10 protein-coding genes are annotated in these 14,283 nt (G+C 47.3%); 5 read left to right on the top strand and 5 right to left on the bottom strand.

Translation table 11 applies throughout. From position 1 onward, the window contains the following. Nucleotides 1-168 precede the first annotated feature (168 nt). A complete protein-coding gene (locus tag A596_RS20615; RefSeq protein ID WP_039918416.1) occupies nucleotides 169-615 on the bottom strand; it encodes a peptidoglycan-binding protein in 447 nt (148 codons plus the stop codon). Between the two features lie 318 nt (nucleotides 616-933). Between A596_RS20615 and A596_RS20610 the strand changes: the two genes are divergently transcribed. The 3 genes from A596_RS20610 to A596_RS20595 all read left to right on the top strand — a co-directional run bounded on the left by A596_RS20610 (nucleotide 934) and on the right by A596_RS20595 (nucleotide 4,805). Then, nucleotides 934-1,434 (top strand): DUF4385 domain-containing protein, encoded by a 501-nt coding sequence (locus A596_RS20610; protein WP_039918413.1) that lies wholly within the window; start codon nucleotides 934-936, stop codon nucleotides 1,432-1,434. A 291-nt stretch (nucleotides 1,435-1,725) separates the two neighbouring features. Further along, complete coding sequence (locus A596_RS20600; protein WP_039918409.1) at nucleotides 1,726-3,240, top strand: ATPase domain-containing protein; 1,515 nt, start codon at nucleotides 1,726-1,728, stop codon at nucleotides 3,238-3,240. Between the two features lie 146 nt (nucleotides 3,241-3,386). Continuing rightward, nucleotides 3,387-4,805, top strand: a complete 1,419-nt coding sequence (locus A596_RS20595; RefSeq protein WP_200882980.1) for a hybrid sensor histidine kinase/response regulator — start codon at nucleotides 3,387-3,389, stop codon at nucleotides 4,803-4,805. A gap of 90 nt (nucleotides 4,806-4,895) precedes the next feature. On the opposite strand, the gene A596_RS20590 is transcribed toward A596_RS20595, so the two are convergent. Genes A596_RS20590 through A596_RS20575 form a run of 4 tightly spaced genes read right to left on the bottom strand, consistent with a single transcriptional unit; the run spans nucleotide 4,896 to nucleotide 11,029 of the window. Beyond that, complete coding sequence (locus A596_RS20590; protein ID WP_039918404.1) at nucleotides 4,896-6,062, bottom strand: hybrid sensor histidine kinase/response regulator; 1,167 nt, start codon at nucleotides 6,060-6,062, stop codon at nucleotides 4,896-4,898. Then, complete coding sequence (locus tag A596_RS20585; protein WP_084128732.1) at nucleotides 6,062-6,703, bottom strand: chemotaxis protein CheB; 642 nt, start codon at nucleotides 6,701-6,703, stop codon at nucleotides 6,062-6,064. The genes A596_RS20590 and A596_RS20585 overlap by 1 nt, the downstream gene beginning before the upstream one ends. A 12-nt stretch (nucleotides 6,704-6,715) precedes the next feature. After that, the gene (locus A596_RS20580; protein ID WP_039918402.1) at nucleotides 6,716-7,537 is read right to left on the bottom strand and encodes a CheR family methyltransferase; all 822 of its coding nucleotides are present in this window, start codon (nucleotides 7,535-7,537) and stop codon (nucleotides 6,716-6,718) included. A gap of 15 nt (nucleotides 7,538-7,552) precedes the next feature. Next, nucleotides 7,553-11,029, bottom strand: a complete 3,477-nt coding sequence (locus tag A596_RS20575; RefSeq protein ID WP_039918400.1) for a response regulator — start codon at nucleotides 11,027-11,029, stop codon at nucleotides 7,553-7,555. 377 nt (nucleotides 11,030-11,406) lie between these two features. Here A596_RS20575 and metG point away from each other — a divergent pair, with 377 nt between their 5' ends. Together metG and rsxA are read left to right on the top strand one after the other, a co-directional pair. Further along, nucleotides 11,407-13,446: a methionine--tRNA ligase gene (metG, locus tag A596_RS20570; protein ID WP_039918398.1), complete on the top strand. Its 2,040-nt coding sequence runs from the start codon at nucleotides 11,407-11,409 to the stop codon at nucleotides 13,444-13,446. Nucleotides 13,447-13,685: 239 nt separating this feature from the next. Continuing rightward, nucleotides 13,686-14,276: an electron transport complex subunit RsxA gene (gene rsxA, locus A596_RS20565; RefSeq protein ID WP_039918396.1), complete on the top strand. Its 591-nt coding sequence runs from the start codon at nucleotides 13,686-13,688 to the stop codon at nucleotides 14,274-14,276. Nucleotides 14,277-14,283 lie beyond the last annotated feature (7 nt).

Here is a 14,283-nt window from a genome sequence, read left to right as displayed (position 1 = left end):
ATCTTGAAGTTAGATTATGAGGCTTTCGGGTGTCTAGTAAAGTCTGGGAAGTCAAACTTTCCCCCCAATCAAAATAATTTTTACGACAGACCGGTATTGGTCAATTTATTGTTTTTCTCTTTATGGATGTAATAAAGCTAAATATCCGTTTTGGGCACTTTTCCGCCCTCACCCCACCTTCCCCAACAAAACCTCCAACAACAAATGACTCACCTTACCATCCACAACCATTTCATTATCCACCTGAAAATGCTGTATCGCTTTTATAGATTGTTTTCCCAAAACACCGTCAGGATTACCAGCGTTGTAACCAAGTTTGTTTAATGCGGATTGCGTTTCTAAAACCAATTTTTTATACGCAGCGAGATTGGTTTCTCGCATTTGGGAATTTGCAGGCTGGGTTTTTAGGGATTGTGGTCTTGTGGAATTTGTAGCTGCTGAATTATCCGATGCGCGGAAATTCTGAGTTTGAGGAATTGTGCCGCTGTTGTGGCAATAGTAGCCGCCGTTTTTTCTGTCGTTGTGGCATCCGTATTTATCTGTTCTGCCGCCGTGGGCGAGAACGAGTGAGGGGATTAGGAACAGGCAGAGGAGTAGTGCGTTTTTGATTTCCATAATTCCATCGCAGCAAAACAGAGCTTATCCAGATTTCCCTGATGCAATCCCTGCATTGCTGATACCGCTCTGGTCGATCCTGTGACTGGAGTCGCAGAGACTATGCAAACTGGAACGCCAAAAATATTACATGACATTACACGGGAAACAATGAGCGTTTAAGTAACACTTTGTTTTGGTGGTTTACCATTGAGCGGGATGACGTTGCACTACGCGGATTTGCGCTGGGCGAACCAGAGTGTGCGCTGGAGGTCTGTTAGAAAGTGATGGCGATAATGTGAGTCGTGGTGCTGATGATGCTCGATAGGAAAACCGGATATGTCCTTCGCAAAATTTAATTATTCACTGGATTACAAAAACCTGAATCTGCGTGAGCAACCAGAACTTTACCGAACCGGTGTTGGTGAACAAGGTGTGTTATTGGTTGAACCTTACAAAAGCGAAATACTGCCCTACTGGAAATTCAAAACGCCTGAACTGGCAAAAAAATCCTCACAGAAAATTTATACCTTGTTTAAACAATATTTAAGCGATGATGATTTTGTGGGTGCAGATATGGCCCGAAAATTTTTGCAAATGGGTTATACCCGCAGCCGCCGCTATGCCAACCATAAAAGTGGAAAAAAATATGACGGACCGGTACCGCAAGATAAAAAGGGACAAAGCGGTGCACATGGAAGGGAAATGTTGCCTCTTGTACCCGATGACGAAAAAGTCCGTAGCGCAGAAATTTTTTACCAATTTTGGCAAAAAGCAAAAGCCAACAAAAAATACCAATCCCTGTTAACCACACATAAAAATTTATACAAAACAATATAAATTAATACATGGCTGGCTCGACCCGGATGGTTAGTTCACATTGTCCATCTATCCAGATAATGACGATTTTTCCGCTGAAAATGAACATAATATGAACGGTGGAATCCAAATTGGACGCATTTTTTTAGCATTTTTTATTTACAAATACCGAAAATTTAATTTTTTGGGATTTGGATCTCCTTCGGATTTGAATTTCTGGCAATCAACGCAATCTATACCATTGTAAGCGCTTTCGTTACACCGGCTCATGTACAACCCGGCCCCCGTAACATCCAGAAAAAGGAAACAAACATGGTTACTCAAAATACTGTGAGCAAAGATTTTATCTCTACCGGTATCCCCGGCCTTGACCATATTCTGGGCGGTGGCCTGACGAAAGAACGGCTCTATTTGCTGGAGGGTGACCCCGGTGCAGGCAAGACCACCATGGCCATCCAATTCCTGATTGAAGGTGCGAAGCAAGGTGAGAAAGTTTTATATATCACGCTTTCCGAAAATGAAGTTGAACTCCGCGCGGTTGCACAGGCGCATGGTTTTTCATTAGAGGGCGTGACTATCCATGAAGTTATTCAAGAAGCTAACTTGCTCGATCCCGCTGAACAATACACAGCATTACATCCGTCAGAAGTTGAACTGGGTGAGACAAACAATCTTATCCTTGAAATGATTGAGCAAATGAATCCAACGCGTGTTGTGCTGGATTCATTGTCAGAACTGCAATTGCTATCCGGCAATCCTTTGCGTTATCGTCGGCACGTATTGGGTTTGAAACAATATTTTGCGAATCGTTCTTGCACTGCGCTATTGTTGGATGATAAATCGTCCGTGCGACAGGATTTGCAGGTGCGCAGCATTGCGCACGGCGTTATTTCGTTGCAACATTTTGATTCTGATTACGGCGCTGAGCGGCGTGTAGTGCGTATTCTGAAATATCGCGGAATTAATTACCGACGTGGCCCACACGATTACAGTATTATCACTGGCGGTATTGTGGTGTACCCGAATGTGATTGTTGCTGAATCACGACACCTGGCAGAACGCAATCAGATTCGAAGCGGGCTAGCAGGATTCGATGCGTTATTGGGTGGCGGTATTGAAGAAGGTTCAAGCACGTTTATTTCAGGGCCACCCGGTACCGGTAAATCCAGTTTGGCTTGCCAATTCGTAAAATCGATTACAGCACGCGGCGAAAAAGCGGCCATCTTTTTGTTTGAAGAATCGCTGAATACACTGCTTAACCGCAGCAAAGGAATAGGCCTTGATTTACACGAGCCCTATGAATCCGGTTTGTTAACGGTTAACCAAATTGATCCCGCTGAAATGTCGCCGGGAGAATTCACGCACAGTGTGCGAGCACTGGCCGATAACGGCGCGAAGGTGATTGTCATTGATAGCTTAAATGGATATTTGAACGCGATGCCGGATGCACGTTTCCTAGCAACACATTTACACGATGTGCTGACCTATCTGGGGCAACGCGGTGTATTAACGTTCCTTATCGGTGTGCATCAAGGTATTGTGGGGCCTATGTCAACGGGTATCGACGTCAGTTACATGGCGGACAATGTATTGATCCTGCGCTACTTCGAAGCGCGTGGAGCCGTTGAAAAAGCAATTTCTGTATTCAAAAAACGCGGTAGCGCGCACGAAACCGCATTGCGGCGTTTTGAAATTACCTCGCAGGGAATTACTGTGGGTGCAGTGCTTAATAATTTCCAGGGAATATTAACCGGCGTACCCAGTTTTATAAATGCGTCGGATGTTCATATTCAGCATCAGGTTCCATACCAAAGTCCGTTGGAGTAAATAAAATTTTATTTAATTATATTGATGGCCTATTAGAAGCGGTTGCGTAAGGCGTGATGAATATGGGAATGGAAAATCGTTTACTAATTTACGCACCCACTGGTAAGGATGGACGGCTCCTGGCCGGCGTTCTGGAACGTGCACAAATGACTTGCCAAGTGTGCACGCACATTAATGAAACCTTTGAAGAGATAAATAAAGATGCCGGAGCGCTAATTGTTGCGGATGAGGCGCTTACACATGAATTCTTAAAACGGATTCGTCCATTTCTGGAGAGCCAGCCCAGCTGGTCTGATTTTCCATTTCTGGTGCTACGACAAATAGCACCCGATACCCCCGATATGCGCAGGCGCTACGCATTATTGGGAAATATCACTTTATTGGATCGACCTGTTAGCACGGTAACGTTAGTGAGCGCGGCAGCCTCTGCGTTGCGAGCGCGAACACGGCAATATGAAATGCGGGAAATTGACCGACGTAAAGATGAATTCCTTGCAATGCTTGCGCATGAATTACGCAATCCACTCGCACCGATTAGCGCCGCGTCCGAATTACTGCGTGTTCCAACACTGGATCGAAAAAAAATCCAGCAGACCAGTGAAATTATTTCGCGGCAAGTGCGCCACATGACCGGCCTTATTGATGATTTACTGGATGTATCCAGGGTCTCGCGCGGTCTGGTTACACTGGATGAAGGCGTGCAGGATGCATGGCAAATTGTCGCGAGTGCCGTCGAACAAGTGCGGCCATTAATCGATGCACGGCAACATCAGTTAACCGTACTGGATTTACCCTTAACCGCATCCATTTTTGGCGATCAAAAACGATTGGTGCAAATCATCGCCAATATTTTAAATAATGCCGCTAAATATACGCCGCCCGCAGGACAGATCTCCCTCAGCGTTGTAGTCGATGATACCAACGTTATTTTTTCGGTGACGGATAATGGAATTGGTATGGAGCCTGAAGTGCTCGCCCATGTTTTTGATATGTTTGCGCAAGCGGAAAGGAGCTCAGACCGCGCACAAGGTGGTTTGGGAATTGGGCTCGCTATTGTCAAAAGCCTGGTAAATTTACACGGCGGCCAGGTAACCGCACACAGCGCGGGCTTGGGCAAAGGCAGCACGTTTACAATAACGCTGCCGCGCGTTACCGAGGCACCGGCATCAACCCAAACCGTTTATTCTGAATTGAAATCCGTGAAGACACCGCAACACATTATGATTGTGGACGATAATGTTGACGCAGCGGTAACACTGGGGACAATCCTGGAAATAGCAGGATACAAAGTCAGCATCGCGCACAGCGCTAAAGCGGCATTGGATCAGGTTAGCATTAACGCACCGCGCATTTGTTTACTCGATATCGGTTTACCCGATATGGATGGAATTACACTGGTAAAACTATTGCGCAACCACAGTGAAACTTCAACCGCGCTGATTATTGCGATTACCGGGTATGGGCAGGATAGCGACCGGAAAAAATCATTACACGCCGGCTTCGATCATCATTTGGTAAAGCCGGTCGACCTCCAGGAATTACTTGGAATTTTGGCGGCGTTGTAACAACAATTAAAATCCAGCCATACCTGAATGTTTTTGTAATCAATGCCTGGGAATTTTCATACACTTTCACACCAACGCGATATGTATTCTTTAATCTTGTTTGTGCGTGAAAGGCAAACATAACGTAAAACATGCACCGGACCCCGGTGTATTTCTGACAGTTAATTTCCCACCGTGGGCTTCTGCCAATTGCCGTGCAATGTATAGCCCCATGCCCAGCCCTTCTTTCACCTGGTTGTTACCCAGGCGTTCGAACTTTTCAAATATACGCTGCTGTTCACTTTCGGGAATACCTGCGCCCTGATCCTGAACATGAATTTCTACATAATCATCGGTTAATGAAAAACTGATTTTTACCGGTTTGCCACCACCATAGCGCAACGCGTTAGTGATGAGATTAACCAGCACTTGTTCAACACGGAATTCATCCCACTCACCAATAACTTCCGGGACGGGATCGAGCCTGAAACAACAGCCGGCCAGATGCGCTTGCTGGGAGAAATCACCGACGATACGCGTTACCAGTTGCGCGAGGTTAACGCTGCCGGGGCGGATGGACAGTGTACCGGTTGTTGCACGGGAGACGTCCACCATGTCATTGATCAAACGAATCATGCTTTGGATTTGGCGGCTATCACGCTCCACCATCGAATTTAATGATTCCTTATTAAATGCAGCGATATCTTCGCGTTGCAACCGCACGCGGCGCACCTGGGTTTCCAGATGCAAAGTATTCAGAGGTGTCCTTAATTCATGTGCGACCAATGACATAAAATCATCGCGCATTTTTAACGCCCGCTCTAACTCAAGCTGGGTTGCATGTAGTTCACGCTGGCTTTGTTCCAGGGCTTCCACTTGTTGTTTTACTTTAATCCGTTGTTGGTAGAGCGAAACAAACACATTCACTTTGCTTTTGACCGCAGCAATATCCAATGGCTTGTGGAGAAAATCTACCGCGCCGGTTTCATAACCTTTGAATGCGTAATTTAATTCCTTGCCGCCGGCGCTGACGAATACGATGGGAATATGGCGGGTTTTTTCCGTGCCACGCATTAGCTCCGCCAATTCAAAACCATTCATATCCGGCATCATGACGTCGAGAATTGCTAATGCAAAATCGTGTTCAAGCAATAATGCCAGCGCCGCTTCGCCGGAAGAGGCTTGATAAATTTCACGATCATCCTGTTCGATAATCCGCGTCAGTGCCAGCAAGTTTTCTCGCAAATCATCAACAATGAGTAGCTTGGTGCGTTGCATCAAGATATCTCCAATTTAAATATTAGCTGCCGGATTTCTTCCAACGGCAAAACGAAATCCGGCGTAAATAAATCAAGCGCTGCTTGCGGCATAATTGCCATTTCCGCTTCATGCGGGTCCTGGATAATCGTGAGCCCGCCAGCCTTATTAATACAGGCCATACCTTCTGCGCCATCCTGGTTGGCCCCGGTTAATAAAATACCCGCCAGTGATGCGCCGTACGCGTCCGCCGCCGATGACATTAAGATATCAATCGAGGGCCGCGAATAATGTACCGGCTCTTCACAACTCAGGGAAAAGCTGCGGTCGCGCTCAATCGACAAATGATAACCGGACCCGGCAAAATAAATATGCCCCGGTGCAATACGGTGCTTGTCCTCCGCCATCCTAACAGCCATCGCAAAATGATGCTGGAAAACTTCCGCCAGGCGCGACTCCCGCGAGTCCGGCATATGTACAACAATAATAATCGGCACCTGACAATGCGCCGGCAAGGTGCCGAGGATTTTCATCAATGCCCGGATACCGCCTGCTGAAGCGCCAATCACAATGGCATCGATGCGCCGATTACCTAACTTTTTGGTGAGCGTATCGACACTCAGTGTGCGATCAAAAAATTTTCCGGAGTACGCGTTAGCCATAGCAATGACGCCTTAACATTTGCGATAAATGCGCTGGGGTTTTACCAAAGGCTCAAAATGATTTGCATGGCTGGAAAAATCAATGCTCTCCTTGCTGCCCAGGCCAAGGAAGCCACGATGGCACAATGATTCATGAAATAACCCCAGCGCCCGCTCTTGCAGTGCAGGGTTAAAATAAATCATGACATTGCGGCAACACACCAAATGCGTTTCAGAAAATACACTATCGGTCGCGAGGCTGTGATCGGCAAAGCTCACGTTTTCACACAAACTGCGATCAAATAACACTCCATCGTATGCCGCAGTGTAGTAATCCGAAAACGATTGTTTGCCACCGGCGGCCTGGTAATTCGCGGTGTAATTACGCACGCGCTCTAACGAAAAAATTCCCTTCCTGGCTTTTTCAAGTGAATGAGGATTAATGTCTGTGGCATAGATAATACTGCGCTCCAGTAATCCCTCTTCTTTTAACAGTATCGCCATGGAGTAAAGTTCTTCACCGGTGCTGCAACCGGCAATCCAGATTTTTAATGACGGATAGGTTTTTAAAAACGGCACGACATGTTCGCGTAATGCGAGGAAATATTCCGGATCGCGGAACATTTCGGTCGTCGGGATCGTGAGGTATTGCAGCAACTCCATAAAGGTATCAGGGTCGTGCAATACTTTTGCCTGAAGCTCTGAAATCGATTCACAGTGCAATTGCGTCATCGCATGAAAAACGCGGCGCTTTTGTGAAGCGCCAGCGTAATCGCGAAAATCGTAACTGTATTTCAGATAAATCGCTTCGATTAATAACTTCAGTTCGATGTCAATACTGGTAGGGTTATTCATTAATCAGGCTCATCTCTAGATACGATCCATAGTGGGCATCCACACCCGTAATAATGAATAGAGCCTGTCAATATCAATTGGTTTCGCCAGATAATCCGATGCTCCCGCTTTTAAACATTGCTCCTGGTCATCTTTCATCGCTTTGGCGGTGATCGCAATAATCGGTAACTTCTGGAAACGCACATCCGTGCGGATGCGACGCATGGCCTCAAGCCCGTCCATTATCGGCATCATCACATCCATCAATACCAGATCAATTTCCGGAACTTCATTCAGTTTTTCAAGCGACTCCAACCCATTGCGCGCAATTTCCACAATTGCGCCTTTTTGTTCGAGCGCACCGGTTAACGCAAAAATATTGCGCATATCGTCATCCACCAGCAGCACCCGACGACCTTCCAATACACGGTCACGGCTACGCACGGTTTTCAACATACTTTGGCGCTCACTGGATAATTCCGATTCAACCTTGTGCAAGAACAACGTGACTTCATCTAACAAGCGCTCCGGCGAGCGTGCACCTTTGATAATGATCGAACGGGAATATTTCAGCAGTTCATTTTCTTCCGCGCGCGTCAGGTTGCGGCCGGTGTATACAATCACTGGCGGGAAACAACAAATATCTTCCGTGGACATGCGTTGCAACAATTCATGGCCTTGCATATCCGGCAATTTCAAATCGATGATCATGCAATCAAAAATGGTGGTGCGTAATAACTCAATGGCTTCTTCGCCCAACTCAACCGCCGTGATATCAATATCTTCATCGCCAATTAATTTCACTACGCTCTGGCGTTGTAACGCATCGTCTTCCACCAGCAGTACACGTTTTACTTTGCGCGTGAGTTTGTCTTCCAGTTTATCGAATACGTCTTTCAAACGATCGCGGGTTGTAGGTTTACTCATATAACCTACCGCGCCCATCTGCAAGGCAGCTTCACTGCGATCCGCCGCAGACACAATGTGCACCGGTATATGGCGCGTCAGCGGATTTGCTTTTAATTTTTGCAACACATTCAAACCCGAGGTATCCGGCAAGCCGATATCGAGCAATATCGCATCAGGGATAAAATCACTCGCAATCTGTAAACCTTCCCCTGCGGTTTCTGCTACCAGGCAACGATATTGCAATTCGTGCGCAAGGTCATAAAGAATGCTGGCGAAATCCGCATCATCTTCAATGATAAGTACACTGCGAGTGGCATCGGTGTTTTTATCGCGATCATCATTAAAGAAACGTTTTTCGGTTGATGGCTGTTGCACTTTATTGTCAGCAATTTTTTCTATCGCTGGAGTAGCAGCCTGTGGTTTTTCTGGCACGGGTGTTGGAACGGGCTCATCAAGCGCAAGCGATAATTCCGCCGGCAATACCAGCGTAAATGTACTGCCCACTCCCGGTGTGCTGCTCACGCTGATACTGCCGCCCAGCAAACTGGCGAGGTCACGCGAAATCGATAACCCCAAACCGGTGCCACCGTAGCGACGACTGATGCTGCCATCCGCTTGCTGGAAGGCTTCAAATATTAAGGTTTGATGCTCGATGGCAATACCAATTCCTGAATCGGTTACTGCGAATGAAATTCCATTATCCGGCGCGGGGGCGATAGCAATACTGATTTTGCCCTGCTCGGTAAATTTGATGGCATTGGAGAGCAAATTTTTAAGGATTTGTTCAAGGCGTTGATGGTCGGTAAAAATCGACGGCAATGTGCCCGCTTCAATCGCGGCCGAAAACTCCAGTTTTTTTTGCGTCGCTAATGGTTCAAATGTGAGGCGCAATGAATCGACCAAACGCTGGATTGGAATCACCTCTGGAGCCAATTCCAGTTTACCGGCTTCGACTTTGGAGATATCAAGGATGTCGTTAATCAAATTCAGCAAATCATTGCCAGCAGAGTAAATACTGTTGGCGAACTGTACTTGCTCCGGATTGAGGTTGCCCTTGGCATTTTCGGCCAGCAATTTTGCCAGGATCATCGAGCTGTTTAATGGAGTGCGCAATTCGTGCGACATATTGGCCAGGAATTCAGATTTGTATTTACTTGCGCGTTGCAGCTCGGCCGCACGCTCTTCCAATTCCACCTGGATGGTATTGAGCGCAACATTTTTTTGATCCAGCACGACAGCCTGGTCCAATAATTTTTCGTTGGTTTGTTCCAATTCTGCTTTTTGGTTTTCCAACAATGCCTGCGACTCTTCCAATATCCGCGATTGTTCTTCAAGTTCTTCATTGGCGGTGCGCAATTCTTCTTGTTGTACTTGCAACTCTTCGTTGAGTTGTTGTGTCTCTTCCAATACATCCTGCAGGCGACGGCGATTAATCGCCATTTCCAGCGAATTGCCGATATTCGGGGCAACGAGTTTCAGGAATTCAATATCGCGTGTTGCCGGCGCATGCAAAAAACCTAATTCAATAACACCGTTGGTTTGATCATCGTGGGCCACCGGCACCATCACAATATGGCGCGGTACAGCTTCACCCAATCCGGAATTAATTTTTACGTAATCCGCAGGTACATCGTTTAATTCAATTATGCGGTTGGATAACAGAGCCTGTTCCACCAGACTCTCACCCGCTTCCAGGGTTTGCTGCGCATCGGCCATATCATGGCGGAAACCGTAGCTCGCGATCCGTTGCAATGCATGGTGACCGCTGCGGCGCGAATAAAAAGCGGCAGCCGATGCACCCAGGTAATGGACAAGGAAATCCAGGATGATTTGCCCCAGCGCGCCCATGGAAGCCTGGCCAATACTTTGTTCCGCAAGGCGTGCCTGCCCTGCGCGCTGCCAATTTTGTTGTTCAAGTGTTTCGGCATGGCGGCGACGCTCTTCAAGGGAGTCGTTGTAGGTATTGGAAAGCTGGACTAACTCGCGACGCCCCAAATAACTTAATAATCCCGTAACCACCACCATCACGGCCAGGTAAACAATTATCGAAATAATGGTTACATTGCGCGCATCTTCGCGGCGCTCTATCAGAAAATTATTTTCCATATCCTGGAAATCAGTAATTTCGCGGCGAATTTCATTAAATTCCTGTTGCCCGCGACTGCTCACCAGCTTCGCGTAATCACCATTATTACGGCGCATCTCGATGGCGCGCTCACTGTAGGCAACCCATTCAGCATGCATCGCTTCAATGCGTAGCAAGCGCTCTACCTGAACTTTGTTATCGCCAACCATTTCCTTCAGCATGGTTAACTCAGGGCTAACCTTGGGGCGCGCAAGCCGATAGATATTCAAAAACGGTTCTTCACCGGTAATAAGGAATCCGCGCATTCCAGTTTGCATATCTACCATCAACCGCGATGATTCATGGGATTTAGCCAGTACCGCCTCTGTGTGTTCAACCCACCGGAAGGCATTGAGTAAAAACAGAATCAGCACAATAAAAACGGCGGCATTAATCAAGCCGAATACCAGGGGGAAGACGATATTGCGCGCGAGGATGCGACGGAATGTGCTTTGATCAACAGGAGATGAAGGAGCCATTGTTAGTCCATGAGTTAAGGTGTCGATTTTTATCGTTTTAAACCAGCGACATTGATAAACAAAACGAAATTGCTAAGCAACAGAAGTCATTAGCACGAGCCGCGCCAACGTTTTTATAATCTGAAACCGGGAAAGAATCGCCTTAAATGCTGATTTTTCCAACATCCAGCGGTAGCAATACACTTTTTTGTCGAATATTCGATCATGCGATTGTCGCCAAAATTGCAAATTTAACAATTTTGCAAATTTGACAAAATTGCTGGCATATAAGGGGATCGCTACGAAAAGGCTGCTCAAAAATGCTATAGTGCGCGCCCAATTTTTGCCTTGCGCCCTGCCTTCGGCGTTGACTTCTGACTGTTACAGGTTGTAATCCTATGACTCAATCATCCCGTAAGATTCTCGTTACCAGTGCATTACCCTATGCCAACGGTTCGATCCACCTCGGCCACCTGGTGGAATATATCCAGACCGATATTTGGGTGCGCTTCCAGAAAATACGTGGGGTGGATTGTACTTACGTCTGTGCCGATGATGCCCACGGCACTGCGATCATGCTTAAAGCCGAGCAGTTGGGTCATTCAGCCGAACAGCAAATCGCCAATGTCAAAGCCGAACATGAGGCTGACTTTGCAGCGTTTAATATCAATTTCGACAACTACCATTCAACCCATTCGGATGAAAATCGCGAGCTGTCCAACCTGATTTACAGCCGTTTGAAAGCCAATGGTCATATCGCCACCCGCGCCATTACCCAAGCCTATGACCCGGAAAAGCAATTGTTCCTCGCTGACCGTTACATCAAAGGCACTTGCCCCAAATGTAAAACCGAAGACCAATACGGCGATAACTGCGAGAAATGCGGTGCAACTTATTCACCAATGGATTTGATCAATCCAAAATCAGCGATTTCCGGTGCGACGCCGGTAGCGAAAGATTCCGAACACTTTTTCTTCACCCTGCCCGCGTTCAGCGATTTCCTGAAAACCTGGACGCGCGCCGGTCACTTGCAGGATGAAGTTGCCAACAAAATGGCCGAATGGCTGGATGCCGGTTTGCAGGAATGGGATATCTCCCGCGATGCACCTTATTTCGGTTTTGAAATTCCCGGTGAACCCGGCAAATATTTTTATGTGTGGCTGGATGCCCCCATCGGCTATATCGCCAGTTTGAAAAACCTGTTAGATAAAACCGGTGGAGATTGGCAGGAATATTGGAAGCTGGACTCCACTGCCGACGTGTATCACTTTATCGGCAAGGACATCGTAAATTTCCACGCGCTCTTTTGGCCGGCGATGCTGCACTCCGCCAATTTGCGCACGCCGACCAAAATTTGCGTGCACGGATTTTTAACCGTGAACGGCACCAAGATGAGTAAATCGCGCGGTACTTTTATTAATGCGCGCACTTACCTCGACCATTTGAATCCGGAATATTTGCGTTATTACTTTGCCGCAAAACTCACCAGCAATGTGGATGATATCGATTTGAACCTGGAGGATTTTATCCAGCGCGTGAATTCGGATCTGGTTGGTAAAGTAGTGAATATCGCCAGCCGCACGGCGAAATTCATTAACAATGCTGGTGGTGTATTGGCAACTGAAATTGCTGATAAGGCGTTGTGGCAACAATTTATCGATGCGGGCGAAACTATCGCCAACTATTATGAAAGCCGCGACTACAGCAAAGCCATGCGCGAAATTATGGCGCTGGCCGATGCCGCTAACGAATACATCGCCACACAAGAGCCATGGAAACTTGCCAAGCAAGCAGGCGCCGAAGCGCAAACGCAAGCGGTATGCACACTCGGCATTAATATGTTCCGCGCGTTGCTGACCTATTTGAAACCCGTGTTGCCGGCATTAACAAAAGACGCAGAACAATTCCTTGGTGAAACATTAAGCTGGAATGCGCCCATCAGTTTCCGCTCTGGTGGAAAAATTAACGAATTCAAACCACTGTTAACGCGCGTGGAAAAAGACAAAGTGGATGCGATGATTGAAGCGGGTAAAGAATCTTTAGCCGCAGCTGCCCCGGCAAAAACATCGGCAAAAGCACCTGCTGCTGAAAAATCCGGTGAACCCATCGCAGCAGAAATTGAATTCGATGATTTCGCTAAAGTAGATTTGCGTATCGCCCTGATTGCGAATGCAGAACATGTGGAAGGTTCAGATAAATTATTGCGCCTGACGCTGGATCTCGGTGGCGAAACCCGCAATGTGTTTTCGGGAATCAAAGCAGCGTATAAACCGGAAGATTTGGTAGGCAAACTCACTGTGGTTGTTGCGAACCTCAAGCCGCGCAAAATGAAATTCGGTATGAGTGAAGGCATGGTGTTGGCGGCAGGCCCTGGCGGTAATGAATTGTATTTACTGGAGCCGCACAGCGGTGCGAAGCCAGGGCAACGGGTGATGTAAATCCCCATAAATGTTTGGGGTTCGCTCCTTGTCGGAATACACCGCTATTGTAGGTTGGCGGTGAGGAACGAACCCCAACATGCCCATCGCCCCGCGCAAACCGAAAGCCCGATCCTTGCGATTGTGATTTAAAATACATTGTGCCGCTTGCGAGGACGAATGTTGCGGTTCGTTCCTCACCAGCAACCTACAATTTATAACACCACAAACAACCTCGTTTATTCCCGGCAGAACACATCATGACTCTTAGCGAATTGGCCATCATTCTGCTTAGCACGGTACTGGTGAACAACTTTGTGCTGGCACAGTTCCTTGGCTTGTGTCCATTTATGGGCGTTTCCAACAAACTGGAAAGCGCTATCGGGATGGGCGGCGCAACCATGTTTGTGATGACCCTTGCCTCTATTTGCAGTTATCTGGTGGATACCTGGATTCTCGCCCCACTGGGTTTGCAGTATTTGCGTACTATCGCGTTTATTTTGGTTATCGCCGCCGTCGTGCAATTCGTAAAAATGTTTATGGAGAAAACCAGCCCGCTGCTCTATCGCATGCTGGGAATTTTTCTTCCGTTGATTACTGTGAATTGCGCGGTACTTGGTGTTGCATTATTGAATACCCAGAAAGCACATAATTTCTTTGAATCGACGCTCTACGGTTTCGGCGGCTCACTGGGATTTGCAATGGTGCTAATCCTGTTTTCCGCCATGCGCGAACGCCTTGCTGTTGCCGATGTGCCAGCACCGTTTAAAGGTGCATCAATCGGGATGATCACTGCCGGCCTTATCGCCCTTGCCTTTCTCGGCTTTGGCGGATTGGTCAGTGCACAGTAATTCCGGG

The organism is Cellvibrio mixtus subsp. mixtus J3-8 (assembly GCF_000766945.1).
In the GTDB taxonomy this organism is placed as follows: Bacteria; Pseudomonadota; Gammaproteobacteria; order Pseudomonadales; family Cellvibrionaceae; genus Cellvibrio; species Cellvibrio mixtus_A.
The sequence above is the reverse complement of the archived record's forward strand: the minus strand, read 5'-3'. Positions and strand labels throughout refer to the sequence as shown.

Bases quoted from the DNA above. Each gene is read 5' to 3' on its own strand.
- A596_RS20600 (WP_039918409.1), top strand. From the start codon at position 1,726: ATGGTTACTCAAAATACTGTGAGCAAAGATTTTATCTCTACCGGTATC.
- rsxA (WP_039918396.1), top strand. From the start codon at position 13,686: ATGACTCTTAGCGAATTGGCCATCATTCTGCTTAGCACGGTACTGGTG.
- A596_RS20585 (WP_084128732.1), bottom strand. From the start codon at position 6,703: ATGGCTAACGCGTACTCCGGAAAATTTTTTGATCGCACACTGAGTGTC.
- A596_RS20595 (WP_200882980.1), top strand. From the start codon at position 3,387: ATGACTTGCCAAGTGTGCACGCACATTAATGAAACCTTTGAAGAGATA.
- A596_RS20590 (WP_039918404.1), bottom strand. From the start codon at position 6,062: ATGCAACGCACCAAGCTACTCATTGTTGATGATTTGCGAGAAAACTTG.
- A596_RS20615 (WP_039918416.1), bottom strand. From the start codon at position 615: ATGGAAATCAAAAACGCACTACTCCTCTGCCTGTTCCTAATCCCCTCA.
- metG (WP_039918398.1), top strand. From the start codon at position 11,407: ATGACTCAATCATCCCGTAAGATTCTCGTTACCAGTGCATTACCCTAT.
- A596_RS20610 (WP_039918413.1), top strand. From the start codon at position 934: ATGTCCTTCGCAAAATTTAATTATTCACTGGATTACAAAAACCTGAAT.
- A596_RS20575 (WP_039918400.1), bottom strand. From the start codon at position 11,029: ATGGCTCCTTCATCTCCTGTTGATCAAAGCACATTCCGTCGCATCCTC.
- A596_RS20580 (WP_039918402.1), bottom strand. From the start codon at position 7,537: ATGAATAACCCTACCAGTATTGACATCGAACTGAAGTTATTAATCGAA.